Source organism: Devosia sp. YIM 151766, assembly GCF_030285925.1.
Lineage (GTDB): Bacteria > Pseudomonadota > Alphaproteobacteria > Rhizobiales > Devosiaceae > Devosia.
On the sequence record NZ_CP127251.1, the window covers coordinates 2,987,134 to 3,013,838 of the forward strand.

At 63.3% G+C, this 26,705-nt stretch carries 26 protein-coding genes and 1 tRNA gene; 12 read left to right on the forward strand and 15 right to left on the reverse strand.

Going from position 1 to position 26,705, the window contains the following annotated elements; translation table 11 throughout:
- Positions 1–5 precede the first annotated feature (5 nt).
- Together O9Z70_RS14700 and O9Z70_RS14705 are read right to left on the reverse strand one after the other, a co-directional pair.
- Entirely contained in the window at positions 6–1,598 is a 1,593-nt protein-coding gene (locus tag O9Z70_RS14700; RefSeq protein WP_286020186.1) for a methyl-accepting chemotaxis protein, read from the reverse strand.
- 117 nt (positions 1,599–1,715) lie between these two features.
- Positions 1,716–1,922, reverse strand: coding sequence for a DUF1737 domain-containing protein (locus tag O9Z70_RS14705; RefSeq protein WP_286020187.1), 207 nt, complete (start codon positions 1,920–1,922; stop codon positions 1,716–1,718).
- A gap of 73 nt (positions 1,923–1,995) precedes the next feature.
- Here O9Z70_RS14705 and O9Z70_RS14710 point away from each other — a divergent pair, with 73 nt between their 5' ends.
- From O9Z70_RS14710 to O9Z70_RS14720, 3 genes are all read left to right on the forward strand, one after another.
- Positions 1,996–2,634, forward strand: coding sequence for a carbonic anhydrase (locus O9Z70_RS14710; RefSeq protein WP_286020188.1), 639 nt, complete (start codon positions 1,996–1,998; stop codon positions 2,632–2,634).
- Positions 2,635–2,999: 365 nt separating this feature from the next.
- Positions 3,000–3,245, forward strand: a complete 246-nt coding sequence (locus tag O9Z70_RS14715; protein WP_286020189.1) for an EF-hand domain-containing protein — start codon at positions 3,000–3,002, stop codon at positions 3,243–3,245.
- Between the two features lie 114 nt (positions 3,246–3,359).
- The gene (locus O9Z70_RS14720; RefSeq protein ID WP_286020190.1) at positions 3,360–3,614 is read left to right on the forward strand and encodes an EF-hand domain-containing protein; all 255 of its coding nucleotides are present in this window, start codon (positions 3,360–3,362) and stop codon (positions 3,612–3,614) included.
- A 90-nt stretch (positions 3,615–3,704) separates the two neighbouring features.
- Here the strand turns inward: O9Z70_RS14720 and O9Z70_RS14725 are convergent, their stop codons facing one another.
- Positions 3,705–4,745, reverse strand: a complete 1,041-nt coding sequence (locus O9Z70_RS14725) for an aspartate-semialdehyde dehydrogenase (RefSeq protein ID WP_286020191.1) — start codon at positions 4,743–4,745, stop codon at positions 3,705–3,707.
- Positions 4,746–5,133: 388 nt separating this feature from the next.
- Between O9Z70_RS14725 and O9Z70_RS14730 the strand changes: the two genes are divergently transcribed.
- On the forward strand, positions 5,134–6,324 hold the full coding sequence (locus O9Z70_RS14730; RefSeq protein WP_286020192.1) for a BaiN/RdsA family NAD(P)/FAD-dependent oxidoreductase: 1,191 nt from the start codon (positions 5,134–5,136) through the stop codon (positions 6,322–6,324).
- A gap of 9 nt (positions 6,325–6,333) precedes the next feature.
- On the opposite strand, the gene O9Z70_RS14735 is transcribed toward O9Z70_RS14730, so the two are convergent.
- The gene (locus O9Z70_RS14735) at positions 6,334–6,924 is read right to left on the reverse strand and encodes an acyloxyacyl hydrolase (RefSeq protein WP_286020193.1); all 591 of its coding nucleotides are present in this window, start codon (positions 6,922–6,924) and stop codon (positions 6,334–6,336) included.
- A gap of 169 nt (positions 6,925–7,093) precedes the next feature.
- On the opposite strand from O9Z70_RS14735, the gene O9Z70_RS14740 reads away from it, so the two are divergent.
- Together O9Z70_RS14740 and O9Z70_RS14745 are read left to right on the forward strand one after the other, a co-directional pair.
- Complete coding sequence (locus O9Z70_RS14740; protein ID WP_286020194.1) at positions 7,094–8,101, forward strand: LLM class flavin-dependent oxidoreductase; 1,008 nt, start codon at positions 7,094–7,096, stop codon at positions 8,099–8,101.
- Between the two features lie 76 nt (positions 8,102–8,177).
- Positions 8,178–9,383, forward strand: a complete 1,206-nt coding sequence (locus O9Z70_RS14745) for a GGDEF domain-containing protein (protein WP_286020195.1) — start codon at positions 8,178–8,180, stop codon at positions 9,381–9,383.
- A gap of 5 nt (positions 9,384–9,388) precedes the next feature.
- Here O9Z70_RS14745 and O9Z70_RS14750 read toward each other — a convergent pair whose 3' ends face one another.
- The gene (locus O9Z70_RS14750) at positions 9,389–9,667 is read right to left on the reverse strand and encodes a hypothetical protein (protein ID WP_286020196.1); all 279 of its coding nucleotides are present in this window, start codon (positions 9,665–9,667) and stop codon (positions 9,389–9,391) included.
- 175 nt (positions 9,668–9,842) lie between these two features.
- On the opposite strand from O9Z70_RS14750, the gene O9Z70_RS14755 reads away from it, so the two are divergent.
- Positions 9,843–9,918: transfer RNA gene (locus O9Z70_RS14755), tRNA-Ala, on the forward strand.
- A gap of 215 nt (positions 9,919–10,133) precedes the next feature.
- Positions 10,134–10,667 carry a MarR family winged helix-turn-helix transcriptional regulator gene (locus O9Z70_RS14760; RefSeq protein WP_286020197.1) on the forward strand — a complete coding sequence of 178 codons (534 nt, stop codon included), beginning with the start codon at positions 10,134–10,136 and terminating at the stop codon, positions 10,665–10,667.
- A 2-nt stretch (positions 10,668–10,669) separates the two neighbouring features.
- Here O9Z70_RS14760 and O9Z70_RS14765 read toward each other — a convergent pair whose 3' ends face one another.
- The 4 genes from O9Z70_RS14765 to O9Z70_RS14780 all read right to left on the reverse strand — a co-directional run bounded on the left by O9Z70_RS14765 (position 10,670) and on the right by O9Z70_RS14780 (position 15,772).
- Positions 10,670–12,205 carry an indolepyruvate oxidoreductase subunit beta family protein gene (locus O9Z70_RS14765; protein ID WP_286020198.1) on the reverse strand — a complete coding sequence of 512 codons (1,536 nt, stop codon included), beginning with the start codon at positions 12,203–12,205 and terminating at the stop codon, positions 10,670–10,672.
- A complete protein-coding gene (locus tag O9Z70_RS14770; protein WP_286020199.1) occupies positions 12,202–14,355 on the reverse strand; it encodes a ferredoxin family protein in 2,154 nt (717 codons plus the stop codon). The genes O9Z70_RS14765 and O9Z70_RS14770 overlap by 4 nt, the downstream gene beginning before the upstream one ends.
- A gap of 182 nt (positions 14,356–14,537) precedes the next feature.
- Positions 14,538–15,320: an SDR family NAD(P)-dependent oxidoreductase gene (locus O9Z70_RS14775; RefSeq protein ID WP_286020200.1), complete on the reverse strand. Its 783-nt coding sequence runs from the start codon at positions 15,318–15,320 to the stop codon at positions 14,538–14,540.
- A gap of 26 nt (positions 15,321–15,346) precedes the next feature.
- Positions 15,347–15,772 carry a cupin domain-containing protein gene (locus tag O9Z70_RS14780; RefSeq protein WP_286020201.1) on the reverse strand — a complete coding sequence of 142 codons (426 nt, stop codon included), beginning with the start codon at positions 15,770–15,772 and terminating at the stop codon, positions 15,347–15,349.
- 135 nt (positions 15,773–15,907) lie between these two features.
- Here O9Z70_RS14780 and O9Z70_RS14785 point away from each other — a divergent pair, with 135 nt between their 5' ends.
- Positions 15,908–16,411: a MarR family winged helix-turn-helix transcriptional regulator gene (locus O9Z70_RS14785; protein WP_286020202.1), complete on the forward strand. Its 504-nt coding sequence runs from the start codon at positions 15,908–15,910 to the stop codon at positions 16,409–16,411.
- On the opposite strand, the gene O9Z70_RS14790 is transcribed toward O9Z70_RS14785, so the two are convergent.
- The 5 genes from O9Z70_RS14790 to O9Z70_RS14810 form a co-directional block, all read right to left on the reverse strand.
- Positions 16,412–16,810 (reverse strand): RidA family protein, encoded by a 399-nt coding sequence (locus tag O9Z70_RS14790; RefSeq protein WP_286020203.1) that lies wholly within the window; start codon positions 16,808–16,810, stop codon positions 16,412–16,414.
- Positions 16,807–17,220, reverse strand: a complete 414-nt coding sequence (locus tag O9Z70_RS14795) for an acyl-CoA thioesterase (RefSeq protein ID WP_286020204.1) — start codon at positions 17,218–17,220, stop codon at positions 16,807–16,809. The genes O9Z70_RS14790 and O9Z70_RS14795 overlap by 4 nt, the downstream gene beginning before the upstream one ends.
- A gap of 11 nt (positions 17,221–17,231) precedes the next feature.
- Entirely contained in the window at positions 17,232–18,020 is a 789-nt protein-coding gene (locus O9Z70_RS14800; RefSeq protein ID WP_286020205.1) for an SDR family NAD(P)-dependent oxidoreductase, read from the reverse strand.
- Entirely contained in the window at positions 18,017–20,323 is a 2,307-nt protein-coding gene (locus O9Z70_RS14805; protein WP_286020206.1) for a bifunctional salicylyl-CoA 5-hydroxylase/oxidoreductase, read from the reverse strand. The genes O9Z70_RS14800 and O9Z70_RS14805 overlap by 4 nt, the downstream gene beginning before the upstream one ends.
- A 241-nt stretch (positions 20,324–20,564) precedes the next feature.
- A complete protein-coding gene (locus O9Z70_RS14810; protein ID WP_286020207.1) occupies positions 20,565–22,160 on the reverse strand; it encodes an ABC transporter substrate-binding protein in 1,596 nt (531 codons plus the stop codon).
- Between the two features lie 105 nt (positions 22,161–22,265).
- Between O9Z70_RS14810 and O9Z70_RS14815 the strand changes: the two genes are divergently transcribed.
- The 3 genes from O9Z70_RS14815 to O9Z70_RS14825 are packed head-to-tail and all read left to right on the forward strand — an operon-like array spanning position 22,266 to position 25,572.
- Positions 22,266–23,108: an alpha/beta hydrolase gene (locus O9Z70_RS14815; RefSeq protein WP_286020208.1), complete on the forward strand. Its 843-nt coding sequence runs from the start codon at positions 22,266–22,268 to the stop codon at positions 23,106–23,108.
- Positions 23,105–24,364 carry a metal-dependent hydrolase family protein gene (locus tag O9Z70_RS14820; RefSeq protein ID WP_286020209.1) on the forward strand — a complete coding sequence of 420 codons (1,260 nt, stop codon included), beginning with the start codon at positions 23,105–23,107 and terminating at the stop codon, positions 24,362–24,364. The genes O9Z70_RS14815 and O9Z70_RS14820 overlap by 4 nt, the downstream gene beginning before the upstream one ends.
- Positions 24,364–25,572, forward strand: a complete 1,209-nt coding sequence (locus O9Z70_RS14825) for an MFS transporter (RefSeq protein ID WP_286020210.1) — start codon at positions 24,364–24,366, stop codon at positions 25,570–25,572. The genes O9Z70_RS14820 and O9Z70_RS14825 overlap by 1 nt, the downstream gene beginning before the upstream one ends.
- 189 nt (positions 25,573–25,761) lie before the next feature.
- On the opposite strand, the gene O9Z70_RS14830 is transcribed toward O9Z70_RS14825, so the two are convergent.
- Positions 25,762–26,700, reverse strand: coding sequence for an ABC transporter permease (locus tag O9Z70_RS14830; RefSeq protein ID WP_286020211.1), 939 nt, complete (start codon positions 26,698–26,700; stop codon positions 25,762–25,764).
- Positions 26,701–26,705 lie beyond the last annotated feature (5 nt).

Here is a 26,705-nt window from a genome sequence, read left to right on the forward strand (position 1 = left end):
CCGGCTCAGAACTCGTCCCAATCCGCGGCCAGGGCGGCATTGCCCATGGCGCGCGGCACGGGCGCGGGCGCCGGCTTCGCGGCGGGCGGAATTGCAGCCTCGCGTCCGGTGCGGAACACCTCGATAATGCCGTCCAGATCCGAGGCCTGGCTCTCGGTCTGCTCGATGGCGGCATTGGTCTGTTCCACCAGAGCGGCATTATGCTGGGTCATCTCGTCCATCTGCCGCATCGCCACGCTGACCTCTTCGAGTGCGCGTGATTGATTGCGGTTTTCCGCGGCGATATTTTCGATCAGGCCGGCGCTTTCCTCGGCCCCCGCCAGAATGTCCAGCAGGGCCTCGGCGGCCTCGGCCACCAATTGGCTGCCGCCGCGCACTTCGCCGGCACTGGTCTCGATCAGCGCCTTGACCTCCGAGGAGGCATTGGCGGCGCTCTGCGCCAGCCTTCGCACTTCCACCGCCACCACGGCAAAGCCCTTGCCGGCCTCGCCGGCCCGCGCCGCTTCCACCGAGGCATTGAGCGCCAACAGGTTGGTCTGGAAGGCGATGTCGTCGATCAGCCCGATAATGTTGGAAATCTTAGACGAGGAGCTTTCGATGGCATTCATCGCCGCATTGGCCTGCTTCATCGCCTCGCCGCCATGGGTGGCGCTGGCCGCCACCGCCTGGGCCTTGTCATTGGCGGTGACCGCCCGCTTGGCATTGTCCACCACGGCGGCGGACAATTGCTCGATGGCGGCGGCGGTCTCTTCGATGGTCGCCGCCTGCCGCGTGGTGCGCTCGGCCAGGTCATTGGCCCCGGCCAGGATTTCCCCGGTGGCGGTCTTGAGCGACCCCGACGTCTGTTGCAGCCGCCCCACAATATCGGCGAGGCGCTCGACCACCGCATTGGTATCGGCCTTGATCTGGTCGAATTCGGGATCGAGCTCGGCAGTCACCCGGCTGGTGAGGTCGCCCGCCGCCACGTCGCGCAGAACCGCGCCGGTTGCCGCCACCGCCTTCTGGATCTTGGCGCGCGAAGCCTCCTCGATGGCCCGCGCATCGGCGCTGAGCTTGTCGAAATAGGCGCTGACCCCGATATCGATATCGAGCATGATCGCCTTGAGCAGCGTCGCCAGCGTTTCGCCCATGGCATCGGCGCTGGCGAGCACCGCCTCGGCGCTGCGCGGCACCTGGCGCCCGAACCGGGTCTTTTGCGGCTGCAGCGCCTCGGCCATCAATTCATGGACCACGCCCTTGACCAGGGTTTCCATGATGAGGCCATAGCCGCCGATATGCCAGCGCGGCTCCAGCCCGATCTGGGCGTGGCGCAGGCCGATCCGGCTGGAGGCGGCATAATAATCCGCATCCAGCGCCCCGTCGGCGATCGCCTGCCAATGTTGCGCCTGCTTGCCCTGGACACGGTTCATCCCGGCCTTGCCATCGAAGAAGCGGGCAACCTCCGGCACGGCGGCGAGCAAATCGTAGAACCGGCTCAGCGCCGGCTCCAGATGGGCGTCGACGGCGGGCTTGGCAGCGGCCAGGCGAGCGAGCGCCGCTTCATCCAGACCCAGAAAGTCGAGACGGGTTTGGAACTGGTCGTGATGAGACGAAGACATGAAGCGAGGGCCCCCAGGCATTTGGCATATGATCCGCGCCGCTTGCAGCTGCGGACCATCGCCCGAGAACTATCCGCTTATGGTTAAGTCCGGGTATATGGCCCGGACCAGGCCCGGTTAATAATCCACCAGCTTCTTGTCCGGATCGTAGGCCTGGTCGCGAACAATCTTGGTAACTGCCTGGCCGCACCGCATTTTCTTGCTGACCGCGTCATAGGCATAGCTCGGCCCGCCATGCAATTGCCAGCCCAGGGCCAGCGCCTCGGTGACCTTGTGGCAGAAGGCGCTGTCATCCTCGCCAGTGAGAAAACGATAGATTTGCATGCATGATCCCTATATGCCGGCGTGCAGAAACCGGCGATTGATTCCGTCGCCTCTTAGCGCTAATCGAACGCATATGCATAGCTTTCCTCAGCATCTGCTTGACGGCCACGCGAACTTCATGTCCGGGCGCTATACGCGCGAGCGGGATCGTTATCGCGACCTCGCCGCCTCCGGGCAGAACCCCACCACCATGATGATCGCCTGCTGCGACAGCCGCGCCGCCCCCGAGCTGATCTTCGATTGCGGCCCGGGCGAGCTGTTCGTCCTGCGCAATGTGGCCAATCTGGTGCCCCCCTATGAGCCCAGCGGCGGCCAGCACGGCACCTCGGCCGGCATCGAATTCGCGGTCAAGGCGCTCAACATTGCCGATATCGTGATCATGGGCCATGGCCGCTGCGGCGGCATCAAGGCGGCGCTCGACCCCCAGCACAAGCCGCTGGACCAGGGCGATTTCATCGGCAAATGGCTGACCATGCTGGGCGATCTGCCGGCGCAATTGGGCGGCAATGGGCTGATGACCGCCACCGAGCAACAGACGGCCATGGAGCGGATTTCCATCCGCAATTCGATCAACAATCTGCGCACCTTCCCCTATGTCAAAGCCCTGGAGGATTCGGGGCAGCTCGCCGTGCATGGCGCCTGGTTCGATATTTCCACCGGCGAATTATGGGTGATGAACGAAAGCGGCGATTTCATCCGCCCCGAACTCTGAGCTTGCTTCATTAACGCGACGATGCGGCCGCCAATAGGCGGCCGTTTTCATTTGCGCTATGCCTCGTTGCCATTGGATTGCCCTCAAATTGCACTTGGCCTGACACAATCGTGAACACTTGACGCCACCCTTCAACGTCTCGAGTCCTCGAAATTTTTCGTTCACAACTTCGAGAGCGCCGGTTTTCCGCGCTTTCCGCGATGCCATCAAATTGCCCCGAGATCGGTCCGGCCCCGCCCCGCTCCGGGCCAGTGTGAGCCACATTGAGCGGTGATTGTCTGTCCCACGGGTCGCCGGACAGCGGCCCGTCGGGGCCGGATGAGCCGGCGCCGCCTCCTCCCAAAGTCAACATGGAGCATTATCCCATGCACAAGATCGTTCTCGGCACCCTCTTCGCCATCGGCCTTTCGAGCGCCGCCCTGGCCCAGGCCGCCACCGATTTCGCCTCGGTGGATACCGATGCCAATGGCGGCATTTCCTATGCCGAAGCCGTACTGGCCTGGCCCGACCTGGCTGAAGAGGCCTTTGCCGCAGCCGATATCGACGGCAATGGCGAACTTTCGGCCGAAGAATATGACGCCCTCGCGGGTGCTTCCGTCCCGGCCCAATAAGGCCGTTCCTGCCCTATTTAAGGGCAGTCCTGCCGGCCACCCCGAACGTCCCCGGGGTGGCCGCGGCTTTTAATGACATCAGGGGGTGTGTTCACCCCGAATTTGGAGACTTTCATGCGCAGGATCGCCTTGGGCCTTGTCGCCCTGACCCTTGCTACTTCCGCCGCCCTGGCCCAGACGCCGCTCACCTTTGCCGATGTCGATCTCGACGGCAATGGCGAGCTGAGCTTCGAGGAACTGACCGCCGTATGGCCCGATCTCAGCGAGGAGGAGTTCAATCGCGCCGACGTCAATATGAGCGGCGGGCTGACCCCGGACGAACTCGACGCCCTGCAGCCCAGCACCCTGCCGGCTCCGAGCGACGAATAGAGCGGCCGCTGCCGATCGAGCCGGATATCCGGCTCGATCTGTTCCCCGCGCAAACGGTCCGGCGGCCTGCGGCCGCCACTGGAGTTTCCGTCAGGCGGCCTGGCGGCCCGCAAAACCCTTTTCGATCAGCGCTTCGGCGATCTGGATGGTGTTGAGCGCCGCGCCCTTGCGCAGATTGTCCGAAACCACCCACATGGCCAGGCCGTTCTCGACCGTGACATCCTCGCGGATGCGGGACACATAGGTGTCGTCTTCGCCCACGCTTTCCACCGGCGTCGCGTAGCCGCCGGCCTCGCGCTTGTCGAGCACCGAAATACCCGGCGCTTCGCGCAGCGCCTCGCGCGCCTCATCGGCGCTGATCGGCTTTTCGAACTCGATATTGACCGCCTCGGAATGGCCGACAAAGACCGGGACGCGCACCGCGGTGCAGGTCACCTTGATCTTGGGGTCGAGCATTTTCTTGGTCTCGGCCAGCACCTTCCACTCTTCCTTGGTATAGCCGTCCTCCATGAACTCATCGATATGCGGGATGACGTTGAAGGCGATCTGCTTGGAGAATTTCTGCGGACTGGGGCTGTCATTGACGAAAATGCCCTTGGTCTGGTTCCACAGCTCGTCGGCGCCTTCCTTGCCGGCGCCGGACACCGATTGATAGGTCGAGACCACGACGCGCTTGATGGTCGCCAGGTCATGCAGCGGCTTGAGCGCCACCACCAGCTGCGCCGTCGAGCAATTCGGATTGGCGATGATATTGGTGCGCCGGGGATCGGCCAGCCAGCGGTCGAGCACCTGTCCGTTCACTTCCGGCACGATCAGCGGCACATCGGAATGATAGCGCCAATAGGAGGAATTATCGATGACGATGGCGCCGGCCGCGGCAATGCGCGGCGCCCATTCCTTGGACAGCGCGCCGCCCGCCGACAGGATGGCGAAATCGACGGTGGAAAAATCGAAATGCTGGAGGTCCCTGGCTTTCAGCACCTTGTCGCCGAAGGATAATTCCCTGCCGATCGAGCGGGACGACGCCAAGGCAATGACCTCGTCGGCCGGAAACTTGCGCTCGGCCAGAATATTGAGAACCTCGCGGCCCACATTGCCCGTGGCCCCGACTACAGCGACGCGATAACCCATTTTTGGAACTCCGGTTCCTTACCATTTCCGCCCCCGCGCATCGCCCTGGCGACGCGGCTGCTGATTGGCGCCTCTCCCCGGCGGAGACGGCCCGGGGACAAGCGTCAGGCGGTTTTGGTGGTTTTAGTCATGACGGCGGCGCTCCCGGCGAACGGCCGGGCCAAGGCGAAAGCGGCGATGGAGCCAGTGCGAACCATGACGAATAAATGCTTCCTATAGCAGAGCAGGACTTCTCATACGCTCAAATAGGAAAGAGTCAATCCATGCGGCACGCCGGCGGCCGCCGGCAATTGCCGGAAATGGCTCCGCCTTACAGCGAAGACGGGTTTCGGCTCTTGCGCTGCCGCCCGCTTTCGGGGATGAGGGGCTACGCCAGAAAGGACGAAACATGGCCGATTTCGACGTGATCATCCTGGGCGCCGGCGCCGCGGGCCTGATGGCCGGCATCGAGGCAGGCCGGCGCGGCCGCAAGGTCCTGGTGGTCGACCATGCGCGCGACCCGGGCGAAAAAATCCGCATTTCCGGCGGCGGCCGCTGCAATTTCACCAATATCAACGCCACCCACACCTTGGGCCGCGAGCGTTTCCTGAGCGCCAATCCGCGCTTCGCGCTCTCGGCGCTGTCGCGCTTCACCCCCGACATGTTTATCGAGCGGGTGAAGAAGAACGGCATCGCCTATCACGAAAAAACCCTGGGCCAGCTGTTCTGCGACGGGTCGGCCACCCAGATCGTGGCCATGCTGATCAACGAATTGCGCCAGGCCGGCGGCGCCATCTGGACCGGCCGCAGCGTCGGCAGCATCGAACGGGCCGGCGACGGCTTCGATGTCATGATCGGCGATGGACGGATAACTTCCAGCAGCCTCGTCGTCGCCACCGGCGGCAAGTCCATCCCGAAAATGGGCGCCACCGGCCTGGCCTATGACCTTGCCCGCCAGTTCGGCCTGGCCATTACCGAGACCCGCCCGGCGCTGGTGCCGCTGATGTTCGAACCCGGCGCGCTGGAACGATTGAAGCCCCTGGCCGGCGTCTCCACCCCGGCCGTCGTCAGCCACGGCAAGACCGCGTTCGAGGAAGCGCTGCTCTTCACCCATCGGGGGCTTTCCGGCCCGGCCATCCTGCAGATTTCCTCCTATTGGCGCGAAGGCGACGCCATCGCCGTCGACCTGCTGCCCGGCGCGGACGCCCTGGCCTTGTTCCGCGCCGCCCGGCAGCAGACGCCGCGGCTGCATCTCCAGACCGTGCTCGCCGAAAAGCTGCCCAAACGGCTGGCGCAATTGGTGGGCGACCTCATCGACCAGCCCGGCATGATCGGCGATCTCTCCGACAAGAAGCTCAGCGCCGCCGCCGGCCTCGTCAGCCGCTGGACGCTGAAGCCGGTGGGCTCGGAAGGCTATCGCACCGCCGAGGTGACGCTGGGCGGCGTCGACACCACGGGGCTCGATGCCCGGACCATGATGGCCCGAACCGTGCCGGGGCTGTATTTCGTCGGCGAAGCGGTGGACGTCACCGGCTGGCTCGGCGGCTATAATTTCCAATGGGCCTGGGCCTCGGGCTGGGTCGCGGGCCAGGCGGCCTGAGGCCTTCCGCTAGAACTTCCAGCCCAGGCGCAGGCCGACATTGGACAGGCCGTCATTGGCGTCGCACCAGCCATTATTGGAAGTGTGCTCATAGGTCAGCGTCGCCGTGGCCTGGTCGCTGACCTGCATGCCCACGCCCCAGCGCTCGTAGAAATTGATCCGGCAGCCGAAATTCTTGCGGCCCGGCGCCGCGCCGCTCAGCGCCCCGTCATGCACGGCGACGCCCAGGCCAGCCTCGAGATAAAGCGGGGTGTCGAAGACCGGCAATTGCCAGGTAAGATTGGCATGGACCAGGCTGTCCTGCCCGCCCAGATTGAGCGTGGCGCCGATCTCGGGACGCGGCGCGCCGATCCAGCGGAAGGCATCGAGATCGGGGGAGGCGAACAGCACGTCGAAACTGACATCCTCGATCCGGTCCAGACGCCATTCCCCCACAAGGAAGGGCAGCGCCGCATGGTGAACGTCATGGGCATTGAGGCCGATGCGCAATTCGTCGACGACCCCGGCAAGAGGATGCGGATCGAGCAGATCCTGGGCGCTGGCGGGGGCGCTCGCCAGCCCCATCATACCCGCAAACAGCAAACCGGCCCACCGCATCATGCGCACGCACTCCTGAAACGGCCGCATAGGGCCATTGGCGGCGGCCCGAGTCAATCGTCCCGGCGCCATAGCCGCCCCGGTTCTGTCACGAAATGCCCGGGCCGGCCTTGACGTTTACCCTCATCATCGTGATCTAACGATTGATATTGGCTTGCCCGAAAGTGTTTTCATGTCCGCTTCCTTCGCCCTGTCGCTACAGGACCTCGCCCCCATCGCCGAAGGCAGCTCCACCCCGGAGGCTATGGCCGAAACCGTCCATCTCGCCCGGGAAGCCGACCGGCTCGGTTATGCAAGGCTCTGGTATGCCGAACATCACGGCATGCCCTCCATCGCCTCCTCGGTACCGGAAATCCTCATCGCCAGCGCCGCCGCCGCGACCCGGGATATCCGCGTCGGCTCGGGCGGCGTCATGCTGCTCAATCATGCGCCACTGCGGATCGCCGAGGCCTATCGCACCCTCGCGGCCCTCTATCCCGGCCGCATCGATCTGGGACTGGGCCGGGCTCCCGGCGGCGACGGCTATGCTATGCGCGCCCTGCGCAGCGGCGGCGGCGAGGAATTTTCCGCCTATCTCGCCGAATTGATGGCCTTCGACGAGGACAGTTTTCCCGCCGACCATCCCTTTTCCCGTGTGCCGGTATCGCCGGGCGGCATTTCCCTGCCGCCCAAATGGCTGCTCGGCTCTTCCGGGGCCAGCGCCGAGGCGGCGGGCCAGCTCGGTTTCGGCTATGCCTTCGCCGCCCATTTCAGCCATACGCCGGCCGCCCCGGCCTTCGCCGCCTATCGGCAGGGCTTCCAGCCATCCGCTGATTTCCCCGAGCCGCGCACCATATTGTGCCTGTCGGTCATCTGCGCCCCGACGGCGGAAGAAGCGGCTTACCTGTCGAGCTCGCAGGCGGTGAACTGGGCCCGCTTCGTCACCGGCGAACAGCGGCAGCTGACCGCGCCCGACAAGGCCCTGGCCCATAAGCTCACGCCGCAGCAGCAACAAGTCATCGATCACCAATCGAGCCTCTGGCTGGTCGGCGATCCCGAACGAATGGCCCAGACCATCTCGGAAAAAGCCCGCGAGGCCGGCGCCGACGAAGTAATGATCACCACGACCATCCATTCCTACGCGCTGCGCCGCCGCTCCTATGCCCTGCTTGCCGAGGCTCTCGGCATCGCGCCGCGCTAGCGGGGCGGGGGCGCATTAACGTCTCGTTGGGCTCCCCCGGACTAGCATGGCGCGATCCCGGGGGGACAATCGGTTCATGAGCGCCGCGATCTTTGTGCTGGCCATCAATCTGTTCGTGGCGGGCCTGTTCGCGGCGGCCTTCGGCATCGTCGCCGTCTATCAGCGTTCGGCCCTGAGCGCCCGCTGGATGGCTCTGGCCTATGGCATGGGGATGGTCAACGTCCTGCTTGAATTCGTCCTGCCCTATCAGCAGGATCACCGCCTGGTCAGCTTCGCCATTTTCACAGCTTTCCTCGGCGCCCTGGCCGCCTGCGTCATCGGCCTGGCCTACCATTATCAGCGCCGCCGGCCCTGGCTGGCATTGGCGGCACTGCTGGCCGGCTCCATGCTCACCAATCTGCTCATCCTCGACATGCCGCGCGACAGCTTCCTGCGCGCCATGCTCTATCAGACCCCTTACACGCTGATGCAGGCCTTGGCCTTGGTCATCTTGCTGGGCCATCGGCATTGGCGGGCGCTCGACCTGACCTTGATGGCGCTGCTGATCGTTTCGAGCCTGCATTTTCTCGGCAAGCCGGTGCTGGCCGCCCTGATCGGCTCGGGCGCCATGCCTCAGGCCTATCTCAGCTCGACCTATGCCGCCTATTCGCAATCGCTGGGCACCATTCTGCTGGTCACCAATGGCCTGGTCATCCTGCTCATCATCGTCCGCGACATGCTTGCCGACATCACGGCGCGCTCCGAAACCGATCCCTTGTCGCTGCTGCTCAACCGCCGCGGCTTCGAGGATCGCGGCGACAAGGCCCTGACGCTGGCGGCGCGCGCCGGCGTTCCCGCGGTGATGATCGTCGCCGATCTCGACCAGTTCAAATCGATCAATGACCGGTTCGGCCATGCCATGGGCGACAAGGTCATCACGGCCTTTGCCGGCATCTTGCGCGACACCGCCGCACCGCGCAGCCTTGTCGGCCGTCTGGGCGGCGAGGAATTCGCCGTGTTCATTCCCGGGGCCAATCTGATGACCGGGCGGCTCTACGCCGAAACCGCGCGCAGCGCCTTCACCAGCCTGTCGCCGGCCATGACCGGCCTGCCCGGCACGGTCAGCGCCTCATTCGGCATCGCCGCCTTGCGGCCCGGGGACACCCTGTCCAATCTGATGCGCCGCGCCGATATTGCGCTGTACCGGGCCAAGAGCGAAGGGCGCAATCGCGTCTGCCTGTCGCGGGATGAAATCGCCCCGCAGGCCTTCATGCTTGGAAAAGCCGACGCATTTCTGCGCTGAGGCGCTCAGTTCATGGTTCCGCGCGACACCAGATCGCAGCGCCCCGTCGGCTCGACCCGCAGCGCCAATTGCTGCCGGTCCAGTTCGGCCAGCCAAGCCGTCCAGGAACAGGGGCTCATTCCGGTATCCTCGCGGCCTTCATTCTGCTGGGCGAAGCGCAGTTTCAATTGCGCATATTCCTCGCCGAACCTGTTGCGCACCCGGGCAATGGCCGGGGCCCCATTGCGGTCGAGGACCCAGTTGCGGATGTCCCGATGCCGCGTCAGCACATGCGCGCCTTTCATTTTCGCCTCCTGTAGTCAATCCCTCTCAAAACGGACCGGCTCCCAGGCGGTTCCCGGCCGGGCCGGTCAATTATTTGTGGGCATCGGCCCCGCCCCACGGCATGAAATCCTGTCTGCCAACCACCGCATTTCTCTTGCTCCATCCTCGAATATTGTTCATACACGCCTCCGGAATGGGGCTGTAGCTCAGTTGGGAGAGCGCGTCGTTCGCAACGACGAGGTCAGCGGTTCGATCCCGCTCAGCTCCACCATTTTCGGATGTAATTGTCATCTTCACCCAGTCGGCGCGCCATAGGTCAAGAACTTGCAGGTTCTTGAAACTGGCCGGAAAAGAAAAACTCACCAAATTGGTCGAGCCGTGCGCGCGTGATTGAATGTCCGGGCTTTGGCCTTGACTGACTGCAGGCCGCCGTGCATCCGATCCAGCAATCCTGCTGTGGTCTTTCGACATTGCGACGAGGGTGGAATGGTTGCGAAGTTTCATGGTGGCCTGAACCGGGATGACCCCGAAGGTCGCGTGCCGAGCCTGGGCGAAATCGGCTTGGCACAGTTCGCGCCCTATCTCATCAATCGCCTGTCAGCGACCTATAATGCGCATCTGCAGGAAGCGCTGAAGCAGCACGAACTGACCACCGCCAAGATGCGTGCACTGACCATACTCGCCATTTCGCCTGGCTTAACCGTCAACGAGCTGTCGGAACTGGCGGTGGTCGAGCAATCGACGATGAGCCGCACGCTTGACGCGCTCGAAGTCCAGGGCCTCGTGCGGCGGCAATCGCGGGCCACCGATATGCGGGTGCGCGAATTGCACATCACCGAGGCCGGCCGCAGCACCTTCGCCGAGTTCTGGCCGACCTTATACGGGCTCTATGCCGACCTGTTCGAGGGCGTCGAAGCGGTCGAGTATCAGCGATTTGTGGAAACACTGCACAAGGTGATGCGCAATATGGACGCTCGCTCTGCGAGCGAGCCTCGCAGCTTCAGACCGGGCGAAGCCTGAACTCAGGGAGCCAGGCTGCGCACCGTTTCCAGCGCGCCCGCCAGCGCTTTGCCCTCTTCGTCCATGAGAGCTGCCTGGATCAGGCGGCCCAGCCATTCGCCGCCATCCGGACGATCGGTCAGGGCCGGCACCGCCGACAGGACGCGGTCGAACTTGGCTTCGCCGCGGCTGTGGGTGTCGGAATAGCCCTTGATCAGGCGCCGGGTCGCCAGCACCTGGGTGGCCAGGGCATAGTTCAAGGGCAGCAGGCCGGTGGCGATATCGATCCAGCGGGCCAGATGATCCATCTCCACCTTGTGCCGCAGCATCCCGCGGCGCATGGGCTTCATGGCCGAGAGCATGTAGAGGCCCATGAACCAGAAAATGGTGCCGGTGCGGACGCGGCGCCCCTTGTTCACCAGGCGATCCAGCGCATTGTAGAGCGGCTTATTGGCCGCGAGCCAGCGTCCCAGCCCGGCCGGCATGGTGCCGGTGACCTCTTCCATGCGGGGATGCATATATTCGGTCGTATAGACGATCTGGTCTTCCCGGGCGCCGACTTCCTTGCGCACCCGCTCGAAGCGGCTGCCGCGGGTCTTGAGATCGGCGACGCGGACGACATCGTCATAGGTCATGGCATTGGCGACATATTTCGCCGCCATATCGGTGAAAGCAAAGCCGTGGGCCGCGCCGCCGGCAGCGACGTCACGGGCATGGAGCGTTGCGAGGCAATCGAGATATTCGCCGCCATAGCGCACATCCTGCCAGTCGACGACCTTCTTGAGGCCGGCAAAGGCCATGGGCCGCAGGGCTTCGGGCAGTTCGCTATGAAGGCGGGCCAGGAGCGCATCAAGCTTGGGCTGCCCCACCGAGGCCGGCGGCATGTCGCTGCGCGGTTCGGCGCGGCGGGCAACCGGATCGGAGCCGCCCTTCTGGGTCCGCTCGAACGCGGCGCCAAAGGCACGAAGGCTGGCCTCGACGCCCTTGCCGCCGGCGCGAATGGCAGCTTCGAACTGGGTCCGCTCGAAAGGCAGCACCTCGGCGCCGGCGAGAGCGCCAAAGATGGCCGAGGAGATGACGCTGCCGTTCTTTTCGGCGAGGTTCTGCATGTCGAAGGCGATGCTCCGTTTGGCGGCCAGGCCGGAAGCGTCAACGACCTTTTGCGGGTCGGCGATGCCGTCGCCCGGCACTTCCTTTTCCCCTACGGCATAGGAGCGGTGGGTCGAGGCGATCAGCGTCGTGCGATCGGGCGTCACCAATCCGCGCAGCATGGAGCGGCCGGCTTCCATGAATTCGGCGGCCAGGACGATATCGACATCGCCCGGCGTCGGCATCAGCGACAGGACCGGAGCCTTGCCATCTTGCGGGCGCAGCATTTCGACATAATAGATCGTCGCGCCGGTGCGCTGCGCGACGCCCGGAACGGAGGTCGATTGCGCGACCCAGCCCTGCGATTCGGCGAGAGAAACCACCCAGTCGGCCAGGACGCCGCCCCCTTGCCCGCCCATGGCCAGGATCGCCATGGTGATCGGCTTTTCGAACACTTTCGGGCTCATCATACGAAGCTCACATGGCGCGCGGCGCGGCGCTTCTGGAAAAAGCCGATCACAGCGGTTCGAACGGCCATCGCCAATTTGTCGAGACGTGACGGATTATAGATGATGTCGGCGCGGTAGAAGGAGGGGCAGAGCACCGCCGCTTCCGAAACCTCGCCGCAATTGCCGCAGCCGACACAGGTATTGTCGATGGCGGCAACCGGGTCGTCGCGCAGCGGATCGTCGAGATGCTTGAGCGACAGCGACGGACAGCCGGACAGGCGAATGCAGGCATGGTCGCCGGTGCAGGTATCCTCGTCGACGCCGAAGCGCTCGCGCACCATGCGCTTGCCGTCCTTGACCGATTTCGAGAATAGCGGCTTTTCCCGGCGCTGCTTGTTGAGCATGCATTCGGACGAGGCGACAATGATCTTTGGGCCTTCCTCGTCCGAGGTCAGCGCTGCCTTGAGCGTGTCGCGCATCTTGCCGACATCATAGGTACGATCGATCTGACGCACCCATTTCGCCCCGATCCCCTTCACCGCCTTGCTGATGGAATTATTGGTGGAGCGAAGCGGATTGATGGCGCGGGACGACAGGACATCCTGCCCGCCGGTGGCGGCAGAATAGTGGTTGTCGACGATCATGATCACGCCGTCATGCTTGTTGTAGACGGCATTGCCGACGCTGGAGGACAGGCCGTTGTGCCAGAAGCCGCCATCGCCCATAACCGAAATCGGCCGCTTGTCGGCCTCGACATTGAAGGCGGAGGCGGAGGCGGGGCCCAGCCCGTAACCCATGGTGCTGCCGCCGATATTAAAAGGCGGCAGGATGGAAAAGAGGTGACAGCCGATATCGGCCGAGATGTGATGCTGGCCGAGTTCCTTTTCGACCAGTTTCATGGCCGCGAAGATCGGGCGCTCGGGGCAGCCGGTGCAGAAGCCGGCCGGGCGCGCGGGGACCACATCGGCCAGGGCCTTGACTTCAGGACTGGCGAGGACGGCGTCGGCATTGGGGAGCGGCGGCTTGTTGCCGAGCAGCGGCGGAGCAAACTCGGCCAGGAAGGATTCGATGCCTTTGGTGAGAACGCCGGCGGTGTAATCGCCGCCGAGCGGGAGCCGATCCTTGCCGGCAATGCGAGTCTGGATGTCGCGGCGGCGCAGCGCGGTATTGACGGCCTGTTCCAGATAGTCGGGATGGCCCTCTTCTACCATGAGCACGGCGCTCTTGCCCTGGCAGAAGCGCGCCAATTCGTCATCGACCAGCGGATAGGTGACGTTCAGGACATAGAGGGGGATCGCGGTCTCGCCATAACTGTCGGCGAGGCCGAGGAATTGCAGCGCCCGGATCACCGAATTGTACATGCCGCCCTGCAGCACGATGCCGACCGGGCCGGTTTCCGGGCCGAAGAATTCGTTGAGCTGGCGCGCCTTGATGAATTCCTGCGCCGCGGGCCATCGCTGGGACAGCTTTTCCTTGTCGTGGACGGTGATCGAAGCCGGCGGCAGCACGATGCGATTGACGTCACGCACCGGGGATTCCAGCGCTTCCTTCATCGTATAGGCTGGCCGTCTATTGGCCTTGGCCACGAACTGGCCATGGACATGGCAGGCGCGGATGCGCACCGTCAGCATGACCGGCGTATTGGAGGCCTCGGAGAGCTCGAACCCGTCCTCTACCGCCTTGACGATGGATTCCAGATTGGGGCGTGGATCGAGGAGCCACATCTGCGATTTCATCGCAAAAGCATGGCTGCGTTCCTGCGGGATGGAGGAGCCTTCGCCGTAATCCTCGCCGAGGATGATCAGCGCTCCGCCTTTAACGCCGCTCGAGGCCAGATTGGTCAGAGCGTCCGACGCGACATTGGTTCCAGCTGTGGATTTCCAGGTGACGGCGCCGCGCAACGGATAGTTGATCGAGGCCGCCAGCATGGCGGCGGCGGTGGCTTCGGAGGCAGAAGATTCAAAATGGACGCCGAGTTCGTCGAGAACCGGCTTGGCATCGGCCAGAACGTCCATCAGATGGGAAATGGGTGAACCCTGATAGCCGCCGACATAGGCCACGCCGGATTGCAGCAGGGCTTTGGTGATGGCAAGGATTCCCTCGCCGCGGAAAACCTCACCTTCGCCGAGCTTGAGGTCCTCGACTTCGCGAGCGAATGAACGTTCGGCCATGGGGCTATCCTCCGAACCTTATAATATATGCATTTGCATGCTGATCCAAGTTGGATTGGCTGTCAATGACTTATAGCGTGCAGATAACTATATGCGTATGAATGAAATTTACGCTGGTGGCGGGAAAGGGCGCCTGCGGCAGTGACTCAAGCCAGTACGGCGCCGAAGCGCCGCAGGAAAGGTCAGTCCAGATAGATGCCGGTCTCGCTGGCGACCCGGCGATAGGCGGCTCCGGCGGTGAAACCGCCATCGATAACGAAATCCTCGCCGGTGATGAAGCTCGAGGCATCGGAAACGAGGAACAAGACCAGTTCGGCGATTTCCTCGGGCTTGCCGCTGCGGCGCATCGGGGTCATGCCGATCATCGGTTGCAGATGCGGGCTATTGGCATTGAGCCCGGTCACGACGAGGCCCGGGCAAACCGCATTGACGCGGATATTCTTGCCCGCAAGCTCCATGGCGGCGCTCTTGGTGAGGCCGCGCAGACCCCATTTGCTCGCGGTATAGGCCGGATCGTAATGGCCGGAATAGCCGCTATTGGACGAGATATTGACGATGGCGCCGCCGCCGCCTTCGATCATCAGCTCGCTCACCGCCTGGATGCCGAGAAAGGCGCCGGTCAGATTGACCTTGAGGACGCGTTCCCAGGCGTCGAGCCCGGTCTTTTCGACGGTGCTGCGATTGATGATGCCGGCATTATTGACCAGGATGTCGAGACGACCCTTCCATTCCTGGGCCAGGGCGATTGTTGCCGCCCAACTGGCTTCGCTGGTGACGTCGAGCCGAATGAAGCGGGCTTCGAGACCCTCCTGGCGGAGCGCGGCTTCGAGCGCCCTGCCCTCATCTTCCAGCACGTCGGCAATGATGATCGCAGCGCCGGAGCGGGCCAAAAGCCGCGCCTCCGCCTCGCCCTGACCGCGGGCGCCGCCAGTGACGATGGCGAGCTTGCCTTCAAGTCTGTTCATCTCGTTCCCTCGCTTTTGGTCGCCGGTCAGGCTTTGCGATAGCCGACCAGGGTGGAATCATCGACATCGGGGAGGTTGACGACGATATTGTCCGGCGTACGGGTGGTCAGCCAGATCAGCTCTTCGGTGGTGGACATATTGACTTCGATATGCGGCCAATTGGGCGGCACGAAAACGAAATCGCCTTCTTCCATGTCCAGGAACTCGCTGTAGGTCTCGCCGAAATAGATGCGACCCTTGCCCTTGAGCACATAGCCGCCGGTTTCGGCGTCGCCATGGTGATGCGGCAGGGAACGGTAACCCGGCTCATTGCTGACCTTGCCGAACCAGATCTTGGTGGTGCCGGCCGTTGCGCCCGGCCCGACGCCGGTGACGCGGATGCAGCCGCCCGACAGAGCCGTGCTGAATTCGGCACCCTTGGGGGTGACGACTGCCTTGACCTGCTCGGCCATGTTGATCCTCCAGAGTTCGAATATCCGATCTTCAGGATTGGTATCGGATAATTAGTTTAGGTGTCAAGTAATTGCCCGGTACGCGCTTGCTCTCTCAGGGCGGCTGCATTACGGGATGAGACAGAGGGAAACGCGATGACTGAAATGTCCAAGATCTGGATCGACGCCGAAACCAAGATCGCCGATGCGCCCGAGGACCATCATGATCAGCTTCGGCTCTGGCTGCGCCTGTTCAGCGTCGGCCGGCTGATGGAAAATGACGTCCGCAGCCGCATGCAACAGCAATTCGATGTCACGCTTCCTCGCTTCGATATCCTGTCGCAGCTTTACCGGGTCCCCGATGGCCTGAATCTGGGCGAGCTCTCCAAGCGGCTGATGGTGTCGCCCGGGAACATCACCTCGGTCATCAAGCGGTTGATGGATGACGGCTTCATCATCCGGACGCAAAACCCGGATGACCGCCGCGAGAACATCGTGCGGATGACCCCGATGGGTCGCGAGAAGTTCGCCCGGATGGCCGCGGCCAACGAGGAATGGATCCGCGACCTCACCAAGGACCTCTCCGCCGCCGATGTCCGCACCCTGCTGTCCTTGCTGCAGAAGATGAAGACATCGGTGCGGCGGGCGATCGATCTCTGATCAGTCCGGCACGACGGCCAGGGCGACGATCTCGATCTTGGCGCGATCTTCCATCAGCGCCACCACCTGAACGGCGGCCATGGGCGGGAAATGCCGGCCGATCGTGTCGCGATAGGCGGCGCCCACTTCCTTCATGCGCGACTTATAGGCATGCCGATCGGTGAAGTACCACGTCATCTGGATGATATGTTCCGGCTTGGCATCGGCCGTTTCGAGTACCGTGACGATATTCTTGAGGGTCTGATGCACCTGATCGATAAAGTCATCCGACTGGAATTCGCAATTCTCGTCCCAGCCGACCTGGCCGCCGACCTGCACGATGCGGCCCCTGGTGGAAATGCCGTTGGAATAACCGATGGGCTTGGCCCAACCTTCGGGCTGAATGATCTGATTGCTCATGCTGCAGGCTCCAGGTAACGCGTCAGGCCCTCACGCACATCGTCGGGCCAGGGATGGGATTTGTGGTTGTCCAGCGACGTCGCGACGATCCGCTGTTTGATGGTCCAGATCACCTCGCCACGCACGGTGACGATGGTTTCGAGATCCAGTGAGGCGCGGCCGATGGCGCGCACATGCACGGCGAAGTCGAGCACGTCGCCATAGGTCGAGGGGCGCTTGAACTCGATATTCATGGTCACGCTCGGCAGGCCGATCTTGCGCTCGAACATCAGTTCCTTCCATGTGACGCCGAAGGAGGCGAACATGGCTTCGTTGACATCGACCAGCATCGACAGATAGGCCGGGTGATAGGCAATCCCGGTCAGGTCGCAGTCCCCGAAACGGAGAGGCTTGGATTGGTGGAAGGCCATGAAGACTCCTCTTAGCCAGTCATTACTTCGCCGCCAGCCACCGCAATGGCCTGGCCGGTGATTGCCGACGCTCCGGGCTGCGACAGCCACAGAACCGTATCGGCGACTTCGTCCGGCTCGACGAGCCGGCCCTGGGGGTTGGCCTTGGCCAGTTCCGCCCGTGTGTCGTCGTCGCTCCGCCCGGTCTTGGCGACGATGGCGTCGACCGCCCGGGCGATCAGCGGGGTGTCGGTGAAGCCGGGGCAGACGGCGTTGACGGTCACGCCGCTGCGCGCCAGTTCCAGCGCCAGCGAACGCGTCAGCCCGACCACGCCATGCTTGGCGGCCGCATAGGCGCTGACATAGCGGTAGCCGGCAAGGCCCGCCGTCGAGGCGACATTGATGATGCGCCCGCCCTGCCCATGCGCCTTGATGTCAGCCAGGAACGCCTGGGTGACGAGAAAGACGCTGGTGAGATCGACGGCCAGAACCTGGTTCCAGAAATCCGGCGTCATCCGATCAAAGGGAGCGCTGGGCGCCTCACCGGCATTATTGACCAGGATGCTGACCGGGCCGAAGCCGGCGCGGGCCGCCTCGGCACCGCGGGCGATGGCTTGGGCATCGGTGACATCGAAACCGGCGATTGTTCGGACCTGGGCCGGCGGCAGACTCGCCTTGAGCGCCTCAAGACGCTCGCCGTTCCGTCCGGCCAGCGTGACATTGGCGCCGGCCGCAACCAGGCGCCGAACGATGGCCTGGCCGATGCCGCCCGAGGCGCCGGTTACCAGGGCGTGTCGACCCGCCAGAGAGGTTCCCGTCATCGCGCGGCACGCTCCAGATTGTTTTCGAACTGGGCCTTGGCCGAATGATATTGCTTGGGCCAGGCCACGGATTTGATGCCGATCTTGGCGGTCTCATGCAAGAGCCAGCTCGGATCGGCCAGATGCGGCCGGGCCACGGCGCAGAGATCGGCGCGCCCGGCGGCAATGATCGAATTGGCGTGGTCGGCCTCGGAAATGGCGCCGACAGCAATGGTGGGAATGCCCACTTCATTGCGGATCTTGTCGGAGAACGGCGTCTGGAAAAGGCGGCCATAGACCGGCTTTTCTTCCTTCCACACCTGCCCCGACGAGCAGTCGATGACGTCGGCGCCCGCCTCTTTGAACAGCTGGGCGAAGATCTTGGCATCCTCGGGCGTATTCCCGCCCTCATACCAATCGTGACAGGACAGGCGCACCGAGATCGGCTTGTCCGCCGGCCAGACTTCGCGAATGGCGCGGAAGACTTCGAGCGGGAAGCGGGCACGGCTCGCGTGATCCCCGCCATATTCATCTTGGCGCTGATTGGTCAGCGGCGAGAGGAAGCTCGAGAGCAGATAGCCGTGGGCACAGTGCAGTTCCAGCCAGTCGACGCCAGCCTCGGCCGCGCGGCGGGCAGCGGCGACATGGTCGTCGCGCACCTTGTCCATGCCGGCGCGATCGAGCTCGGCGGGGACGGCACTGTGCTGGAGATAGGGCAGCGCCGATGCCGACACGATCGGCCAGGCCCCGGTGTCGAGCGGCTGGTCAATGCCATCCCAGGCGCGGTGCGTCGACGCCTTGCGCCCGGCATGGCCGAGCTGGACGCCCAGCTTGGCATCGCTATTGGTGTGAACGAAATTGGCCAGCCGTTTCCAGCCTTCGGTCTGCTCGTCGTTCCAGAGGCCGAGACAACCGGGCGTGATCCGGGCTTCCGGGGAAACGCAGGTCATTTCGGCGAAGACCAGGGCGGCGCCGCCCATGGCGCGAGCGCCCAGATGCACCAGGTGGAAATCGTCGATCAACCCGTCCGTGGCCGAATACATGGCCATGGGGGAAACGATGATGCGGTTTTTGAGGGTGACGCCGCGTATGGTGAACGGCGTCAGCATGGGAGGCAGCGCCCGCTTGTCGTCTTCGACCGGAAGTCCGGTCTTTTGCGCCAGCCAGCGCTCGTAGCCTTCCAGCCATTTCGCGTCACGCAGGCGCAGGTTTTCGTGGCTGATGCGCTGCGAGCGGGTCAGCATGGAATACATGAATTGTTCCGGCTCGAGCTGGTCGGCATAGCGCGTCCCCACCACTTCGAACCATTCCATGGCATTGCGGGCGGCATTCTGGATACGCGCGACGTCGACGCGGCGCACTTCCTCATATTCGTGCAGCACCGCCGGAATCTGCGCTTTTTCGTGACCGAACCGGTTGAACTGACGGGTCAGTTCGATGGCGTCTTCGATGGCGAGTTTGGTGCCGGAGCCGATGGCAAAGTGGGCTGTATGGGCGGCATCGCCCATCAGGACAACGTGGGACTGGCCATTGAAATGGCTCCACTTGCCGCAGATCAGGCGGTTGAAATTGAGCCAGGCCGAGCCGCGCAGGTGGCGGGCATTGGTCATCAGCGGCGCGCCTTCGAGCACTTCGCTGAACAGATCCTGGCAGAACTCGATCGATGCCTGCTGCTCCATCTTGTCGAGACCGTGGGCCAGATAGGCTTCCTCGGTGGTCTCGACGATGAAGGTCGAGGTGTTTTCATCGAACTTGTAGATATGCGCCTGGAACCAGCCATGGTCGGTCTTGCGGAAATCGAAGGTGAAGGCGTCGAAAAGCTTGTTGGTGCCCAGCCAGATATAGCGGTTGGGGCGCACCAGCAGGTCGGGCTGGAAGACTTCGGGATAGGCGTTGCGGACGCGGGAATTGAAGCCGTCGGAGGCGATGACCAGGTCGGCATCGGGGAAATCGAGGTCGCTGCCGACTTCGGTTTCGAAGATCAGCTCGACGCCCAGCTCCTCGCAGCGGCGCTGCAGGATGTTGAGCAGCTTCTTGCGGCCAATGCCGACAAAGCCATGGCCGCTCGTGCGCTGGCGCGTGCCCTTGAACAGGATTTCGATGTCGTCCCAATGATTGAAGGCGTCGCGGATTTCGTCGGCGCTTTCGGGATCCCACTCGATCATGGATTCCATCGTCGCATCGGAAAAGACCACGCCCCAGCCGAAGGTGTCATAGGCACGATTGCGCTCGACGACCGCGATCGAATGCTCGGGATGATTCTTCTTCATCAGGAGGGCGAAATACAGCCCCGCCGGGCCGCCACCAATGCAGACGATCTTCACGCTCAGTCTCCGCGTCCTAGGCAAAATTAGTTTAGATATAAAACGTTAGATCGCGCCAATTAGTCAAGGCCTAAACTAATTTTTACAGGATCGATTTGGGTGTTGAGCTATCCGGCAGCGCCCCGAGACCCGCGATATAGCGGCGTTTTCGGGCAGATGCGTGGAGGATGGCTGAGGCGAAGCCCGGGGCGCGTGCCTCGCGGTGAGAGGGCGCCCAGGAGCGCCCTCTTCGTAGATATGCTTATTCGGTGACCGTCACATCGGCCAGCAGCGGGAAGCCGTCGCCGCGCATCTGGGAGTCGAAGCGATCCGATGTCGCCCAGGATAGCATGGCCTGATGAAGATAGACGGCATGCACTTCGTCGCGCGCAATGGTGAAGCCTTCCTCGAACAAGGCATCGCGCTGGTCCTGGTCGAAGGTCTGGGCGAGTTCGAGATTGATCTCGTCGACGCGCGCATTGCTCCACAGGGCCCAGTTGAAATTGCCGGTATTGTTCTCGATGTCGCGGGTGGAGATGATGGTCGAGAAGGTGTCCTGCCCGTCCCACGAATTCGGCCCGGCACCGATCAGGTGGAAGCTCGAATCCGGACCGTTCACCAGCATGGCGGCGAAGTCGGGCCAGAGCATGCCCTTGACGCGGACATCGACGCCGATGCGGGCCAGCATGCTGGCGGCGGCGCGGCAGATTTCGTCGGTATTGACGTAGCGCTCAAGCGGGCAGTTCAGCTGAATCTGGAAGCCATCGGGATAACCGGCATCGGCGAGCAGCTGCTTGGCCTTGTCGAGGTCGGTTTCGAGACGCTGATCCACCTGCGGCTGGTGGCCGGCAAGGCCGGGAACGGACGGAATGCCGACAACCCGGGCATTGCCGCGCATGACGCGGTCAACAATGAGCTGGGCGTCGATGGCATGGGCGAATGCCTGGCGGACGCGGACGTCCTTGAGCGGATTGGCCTCGATCGGGTTGCCGGCCTTGTCATAGACCTCAATCGCAACGTCGCGCGTGCCGTCCATTTCCAGCTGCATCCAGGAGAGCTGCGGGATCTGGTCGGCCTTGAAGCCGGTCGTGGTCTTGACGCGCTCGATGTCCTGCAGCGGCAGGTCCATGATCATGTCGACTTCGCCGGACAGCAGGCTGGCAAGGCGAGTCGGCGCCGAGCCGATCGGCATGAAGATGAATTCCTCGACATTGCCGGTCACTTCGCCCCAATAATCGGCATTGCGCTCGAGCACCGTGCGGGTCGAGGGGTCGTGGCTGACCAGCTTCAGGGCCCCGGTGCCATTGGCATTGCGCAGCGAGAACGCTTCCGAACCCGTAGCGCCCAGCTGCGGCACTTCGGCCACGCCATTGGCTTCGGACCAGGCCTTGTTCATGATGAACAGGCGCGTCATGCGCTGCGGCAGAATAGGATCGCCGACATCGGAGGTGACGTCCACGGTGGTTGCGTCAACGGCCACGGCCGACTGGATGCCGCCGAAAAGGCCCTTATATTGCGGGCTGGAGGCCTGGCGCATGATCGAGAAGGCCACGTCGTCGGCGGTCAGCGTGGAGCCATCGTGGAACTTGACGTCATCGCGCAGGCTGAAGCGCCAGGTCTTGTCGCCATCATGCTCCCAGCCATGGGCGATGCCCGGCGTAGCGGCCATTTCTGGGTCGAGATTGATGAGGCTCTCATACATCTGGCGGTAAAGCGCCGTGGTGGTGAAATCGCTCGTCGAATGGGGATCAAGCGTCAATGCCGGAGTCGCGGCGGCATAGCGCAGCGTCTCGGCGGAGACGCTCGTCGTGAGCAGGGCGGTTGCCAGCAGGCCGGCAACCAAAAAAGTATTACGCATCCAAAAACTCCCTTTGCGTGAACTTCCGAGTTCGCCGATTAGGTTGACATCTAATGCTCATTTGATCAAGAGTTTCTGAAAGCGATATCACTGGAGGGAGTGACGATGAGCTTCGAGGACCTACCGGCGCAGCCATCCATGTTCCCGCTGGCGGACGAATATGGCCAGACTGCCTTGCAGCGCGGCCGGGACGCATTGGCGCAGGTCAATGCGACTCAGGACATCGCCTTTGGCGACGATTACTGGCAGAAACTGGACGTGTTTGGGCCTAAGGGGGGAGGCAGCAACCTGCCCGTGCTGCTGTTTTTCCACGGCGGCGGCTCGACCCACGGCTACAAGGAATGGTGCACCTTCATGGCGCCAGCCGTAACGACGACACCGGCAATCTTCGTCTCGGCCTCCTACCGTCTCATCCCGCATGCCGATTACGACGGCCTCATGGCCGATTCCCGCGCCGCTCTGGCCTGGATACACCAGAATATCGGCAAGTTTGGCGGCGATCCGGGGCGTATCTGGGTCGGAGGCCACTCGGCCGGCGGCCAGATCGCGGCAATCTTGACGCTTGATCCGTCATCCGACCCGCAGGCCGGGCAAGTGCAGGGGTGTTTCCCGATCAGTGGCACCTTTGGCAAGGACAATGTCATGCCCAAGAATGCAGCCGGCGAAATCATCAGCACCGTGCCGATCATTCCGCCTTTATCGCTGGTGAAGGACAGGAGCGGGCCGTTCTACATTGCCTGGGGCGACCGGGAAGACGAGAAAATCCAGCGCTGGGGTCGGGAAATGGCCGCCGCGCTGCAAGCAGTCGGCACCGAGGTCGAGGCTGCGGCCTATCCCGGCGACGATCATTTCACCATTCACCTCAATACCGGCAACCCGCAGGACACATGGACGTCCACGGTCGCGCGCTGGATGAACACCAAGACCAACCAGGACCACCAAGCATGAGCATTACAATCATCCGGAATGCCTCCGTCTTCGATGGCGTCAATGAAGAATTGGCGCATGACAGCGACGTCATCGTCGAAAACGGCACGATCCGCGAAGTCGCCCAGGGCCGCTCGAAGGTTTCGGCCGATCTCGAGATCGATGCCGGCGGCCGCACTCTGCTGCCGGGCCTGATCGACGCCCACGTCCACCTCTTCGCCGTCCATCTGGTGGCCTCGAAGAACCTGCACTATCCCCTGACGCTGCTGACGGCCAAGGCCCTGCCGCGCATCCGCAATATGCTGGAACGCGGCTTTACCAGCGTGCGTGACGTTTCCGGCGCCGATTTCGGCATCCGTCAGGCCCTGGCGGAGGGGCTGATCGTCGGCCCGCGCGCTTTTGTCGGCGGTCCCGGCCTGACCCAGACCGGTGGCCATGGCGATCATCGCCGCCGCACCGATTCCAGCCTCGACCGCAACCGCGAAGCCGATGGCGTCGATTTCCAGTCCCGCATCGTCGACGGCCCGGAGCAGATGCGCCAGGTGGTGCGCGACGAATTGCGCAAAGGTGCGGACCACATCAAGCTCATGGCTTCCGGCGGCGTCGGTTCCCCCAATGATGCGATCGAGGACTGGCAGTTCTCGGAAGAAGAAATCCGCATGGCCTGCCGCGAAGCCGCGGCCAAGGGCAAATATGTCGTCGCCCATACCTATGCCAGCTCCGCCGTGCAGCGCGCGGTCAAATATGGTGTCCGCACCGTCGAGCACTGCAACCTGATCGACCGCGAGACCGCGGCCATAGTCCGCGACCACAATGCCTTCGTGGTGCCGACCTTGGTGTGCTACGAGGTCACCGAGCAGCATGGCGACTCGCTGGGGCTCTCCCCCTATGTGATGGAGAAGCTGGCTTTCGTGAACGAAGGCGGCATTCGTCTGCTCGAGCATTGCGAAGCCGAAGGCACGATAATGGGCTTCGGCACCGATCTGATGGGCGAAATGGAATATGCTCAGTCGATGGAATTCGTGATCCGCGCCCGGGTGCAGAAGCCGGTGGATGTGCTTCGTTCGGCGACCTCGATCAATGCCAAAATCGTGCAGATGGAAGGCAAGCTGGGCGTCATCCGCGAGGGGGCGATCGCCGACATCATCCTGGTCGACGGCAACCCGCTGGACAATATCGCGCTGCTCGACGGCCAGGGCGAGAATATCCCGGTCATCCTGCAGGAGGGCCGTGTCTTCCGCAACCGTCTCGCCGCCGAGAGCGCAGGAAACATCTGATGCCAATCACAGGGTCGGATGACCGGCGCTATCGGCGTCTACTTGCGGCCCTGTGCTTTATCTCCGTTATCGGACCGCTGACGACGTTTCTTTATCTCCCCGCGCTGCCCGAGGTGGCGCGGCTTTTCAATACCACCGAGGCAGGCGCCCAGGGAACGCTGACATCGTTCCTCATCGGCAACTGCCTCGGCTTCGCCCTGCTGGGACGATTGAACGACAGGTTCGGACAACGCCGATCCTATGTGTCGGTGATGGCGCTGTTCATCTTCGCGAGCCTCATGGTCGCGGTCTCTCCCAGCCTCACCTGGCTGGTTGTCGCCCGGTTCTTCCAAGGTATCGGCGCCTCCATCGGCGTCATCACCGCACGCTCCATCGTCCGGCGGACCTTTCCCAATGGCGGCTCGGGCGGCATGGCCGTGCTCTCGGCCATGGGCGGCCTGGCGCCGGCCGCCAGTCCCGTCATCGGTGCCATCGTGCTGCTGGTCGCCGACTGGCGCATGACCTTTGTTTCCGTGGCCGTATTGGGGGCGATGTCGCTGCTGCTGTCGCTGAAACTGTTCCCGAAAGGCGCGCATCTGCCCGCTCCGGTGGGTAAGGCCGGCAGTGCTTTGCGCAAGGTTCTCGCGCATCCCGAAACCCGTGCCGGCTTTCTCCTCGGTTCGCTCCATAACGGCACGTTCATGGTAATGATGGCAGGCAGTCCCTTCATATTCGTCGAGACTTTCGGCTGGAGCCAGCTGTCCTATTCGCTGCTGTTCGGGGTGATCCTCAGTTCCTTCGCGGTCATGTCCATCATCTCGGGTCGGGCATTTCCTCGCCATGGCATTCGTCGCATCATGAAATTCGGCCTGCCGGGCATGGTCCTGGGTGCCCTTGCCACGATGGGCGGCGCTGCCGCCAACGTCGACTGGATGATCGCGCTTGGGCTCTTCGTCATGATCTGCAGCATGGGACCCATCGTCCCGGGCAACCACGTGCGAATGCTCGACCCCTATCCGGAAATGACCGGTTCCGTCGTCGGGCTCTCCATGCTGGCGGTGACGCTGAGCGGCGTGGTGATGATCTGGCTCTATGGGCTGTTCAGCGAGGGCTCGGTGCTCGGATATGGATTATGGATCGGCATCGTGACGCTGCTGGCGGTCGGCACCTGGCTACTCTATCCACCGCCGGCGGATGTCGGGCGGGAAACCAGCCTGGTAGCGGCCTGAGACAAAACGATACGCGCCCGGGTCATCCCCGGGCGTTTTCATTTGAGGGTCGGTCTGGGCAAATGCAGCCCCTTTTCCGAAGGCTTCCCCAGGCACCGGCAGTCTCCCGCTCCGCCCCGATATGGCCGACAAAAAAGCGGCCTGCCCAGGGGCAGACCGCTCGCATTCCGCAGCGAGGCGGAATTCCTGTCAGTTTCGCAGCTTGGGGTCCAGCTTGTCGCGCAGCCAGTCGCCCACCACCGTGAGGCTGACCAGGAGCAGGATGAGCAGCAGCGCCGGGAACAGCACGATCCACCACTCGCCGGAAAACAGGTAACTGTAGCCGATGCGGATCAGCGTCCCCAGGGAAGGCTGGCTGGCCGGCATTCCAAAGCCGAGAAAGGACAGCGTCGCCTCGGTCATGATGGCGAAAGCGATGTCGAGCGTCGCCAGCACGAAGACCGGGTTCAGCACATTGGGCAGCACCTGCTTGAACAGGATATTGCCGTGGCCGCGCCCGGCGAGACGGGCGGCTGCGACATAGTTCTTGCCGGCCTCGGCAATCACCGCTGCACGGACGAGGCGCGCAAAATGCGGCCAGTGCGAAATACCCAGGGCGATGACGACGATGAGCATCGCCATCCGTTCCTGTCCGGCAGCGGAGAGGAACTGGCGCCCAACCCCGCCGATCAGCAAGGCGAGCAGCATCGCCGGGAAGGTGAACTGGATGTCGGCCATGCGCATGATCAGCGTTTCGACCCAGCCGCGGGCATAGCCGCTGATCAGGCCCAGGGTCAGCCCGATGGACACCGACACGCAGACGGCAAGGATGCCGACCAGGAACGATGTCCGCAGGCCATAAAGAAGCAGGGAATAGAGGTCGGCGCCCTGGCTGTCCGTGCCCAGCAGGTAGCGGGGCGAGCCGCCTTCGATGAAGGCAGGCGGCAGATGGCTGTCGAAGAGATCCATCTGCGACAGGTCATAGGGATTGAAGGGAGCGAGCAACGGCGCGAATACCGCCGCACCGATGATCACGAGCAGAATCACCAGCGCCACTGCGGCACCGGGACGATCGAGCAGGCCGCGCACCCAGAAATTCACGAACTGGGATTGCGGCTTGGCCTTTTGCGGGGACGTATCAGCGAGCATCTTGG

What these genes read in the sequence shown, in the direction of transcription:
- O9Z70_RS14820 (WP_286020209.1), top strand. Translation starts at nt 23,105, where the DNA reads ATGAGCATTACAATCATCCGGAATGCCTCCGTCTTCGATGGCGTCAAT.
- O9Z70_RS14760 (WP_286020197.1), top strand. Translation starts at nt 10,134, where the DNA reads ATGGTTGCGAAGTTTCATGGTGGCCTGAACCGGGATGACCCCGAAGGT.
- O9Z70_RS14735 (WP_286020193.1), bottom strand. Translation starts at nt 6,924, where the DNA reads ATGATGCGGTGGGCCGGTTTGCTGTTTGCGGGTATGATGGGGCTGGCG.
- O9Z70_RS14770 (WP_286020199.1), bottom strand. Translation starts at nt 14,355, where the DNA reads ATGGCCGAACGTTCATTCGCTCGCGAAGTCGAGGACCTCAAGCTCGGC.
- O9Z70_RS14830 (WP_286020211.1), bottom strand. Translation starts at nt 26,700, where the DNA reads ATGCTCGCTGATACGTCCCCGCAAAAGGCCAAGCCGCAATCCCAGTTC.
- O9Z70_RS14725 (WP_286020191.1), bottom strand. Translation starts at nt 4,745, where the DNA reads ATGGGTTATCGCGTCGCTGTAGTCGGGGCCACGGGCAATGTGGGCCGC.
- O9Z70_RS14745 (WP_286020195.1), top strand. Translation starts at nt 8,178, where the DNA reads ATGAGCGCCGCGATCTTTGTGCTGGCCATCAATCTGTTCGTGGCGGGC.
- O9Z70_RS14795 (WP_286020204.1), bottom strand. Translation starts at nt 17,220, where the DNA reads ATGGCCTTCCACCAATCCAAGCCTCTCCGTTTCGGGGACTGCGACCTG.
- O9Z70_RS14720 (WP_286020190.1), top strand. Translation starts at nt 3,360, where the DNA reads ATGCGCAGGATCGCCTTGGGCCTTGTCGCCCTGACCCTTGCTACTTCC.
- O9Z70_RS14785 (WP_286020202.1), top strand. Translation starts at nt 15,908, where the DNA reads ATGACTGAAATGTCCAAGATCTGGATCGACGCCGAAACCAAGATCGCC.
- O9Z70_RS14775 (WP_286020200.1), bottom strand. Translation starts at nt 15,320, where the DNA reads ATGAACAGACTTGAAGGCAAGCTCGCCATCGTCACTGGCGGCGCCCGC.
- O9Z70_RS14765 (WP_286020198.1), bottom strand. Translation starts at nt 12,205, where the DNA reads ATGATGAGCCCGAAAGTGTTCGAAAAGCCGATCACCATGGCGATCCTG.
- O9Z70_RS14790 (WP_286020203.1), bottom strand. Translation starts at nt 16,810, where the DNA reads ATGAGCAATCAGATCATTCAGCCCGAAGGTTGGGCCAAGCCCATCGGT.
- O9Z70_RS14800 (WP_286020205.1), bottom strand. Translation starts at nt 18,020, where the DNA reads ATGACGGGAACCTCTCTGGCGGGTCGACACGCCCTGGTAACCGGCGCC.
- O9Z70_RS14825 (WP_286020210.1), top strand. Translation starts at nt 24,364, where the DNA reads ATGCCAATCACAGGGTCGGATGACCGGCGCTATCGGCGTCTACTTGCG.
- O9Z70_RS14715 (WP_286020189.1), top strand. Translation starts at nt 3,000, where the DNA reads ATGCACAAGATCGTTCTCGGCACCCTCTTCGCCATCGGCCTTTCGAGC.
- O9Z70_RS14700 (WP_286020186.1), bottom strand. Translation starts at nt 1,598, where the DNA reads ATGTCTTCGTCTCATCACGACCAGTTCCAAACCCGTCTCGACTTTCTG.
- O9Z70_RS14710 (WP_286020188.1), top strand. Translation starts at nt 1,996, where the DNA reads ATGCATAGCTTTCCTCAGCATCTGCTTGACGGCCACGCGAACTTCATG.
- O9Z70_RS14705 (WP_286020187.1), bottom strand. Translation starts at nt 1,922, where the DNA reads ATGCAAATCTATCGTTTTCTCACTGGCGAGGATGACAGCGCCTTCTGC.
- O9Z70_RS14815 (WP_286020208.1), top strand. Translation starts at nt 22,266, where the DNA reads ATGAGCTTCGAGGACCTACCGGCGCAGCCATCCATGTTCCCGCTGGCG.
- O9Z70_RS14730 (WP_286020192.1), top strand. Translation starts at nt 5,134, where the DNA reads ATGGCCGATTTCGACGTGATCATCCTGGGCGCCGGCGCCGCGGGCCTG.
- O9Z70_RS14780 (WP_286020201.1), bottom strand. Translation starts at nt 15,772, where the DNA reads ATGGCCGAGCAGGTCAAGGCAGTCGTCACCCCCAAGGGTGCCGAATTC.
- O9Z70_RS14750 (WP_286020196.1), bottom strand. Translation starts at nt 9,667, where the DNA reads ATGAAAGGCGCGCATGTGCTGACGCGGCATCGGGACATCCGCAACTGG.
- O9Z70_RS14740 (WP_286020194.1), top strand. Translation starts at nt 7,094, where the DNA reads ATGTCCGCTTCCTTCGCCCTGTCGCTACAGGACCTCGCCCCCATCGCC.
- O9Z70_RS14810 (WP_286020207.1), bottom strand. Translation starts at nt 22,160, where the DNA reads ATGCGTAATACTTTTTTGGTTGCCGGCCTGCTGGCAACCGCCCTGCTC.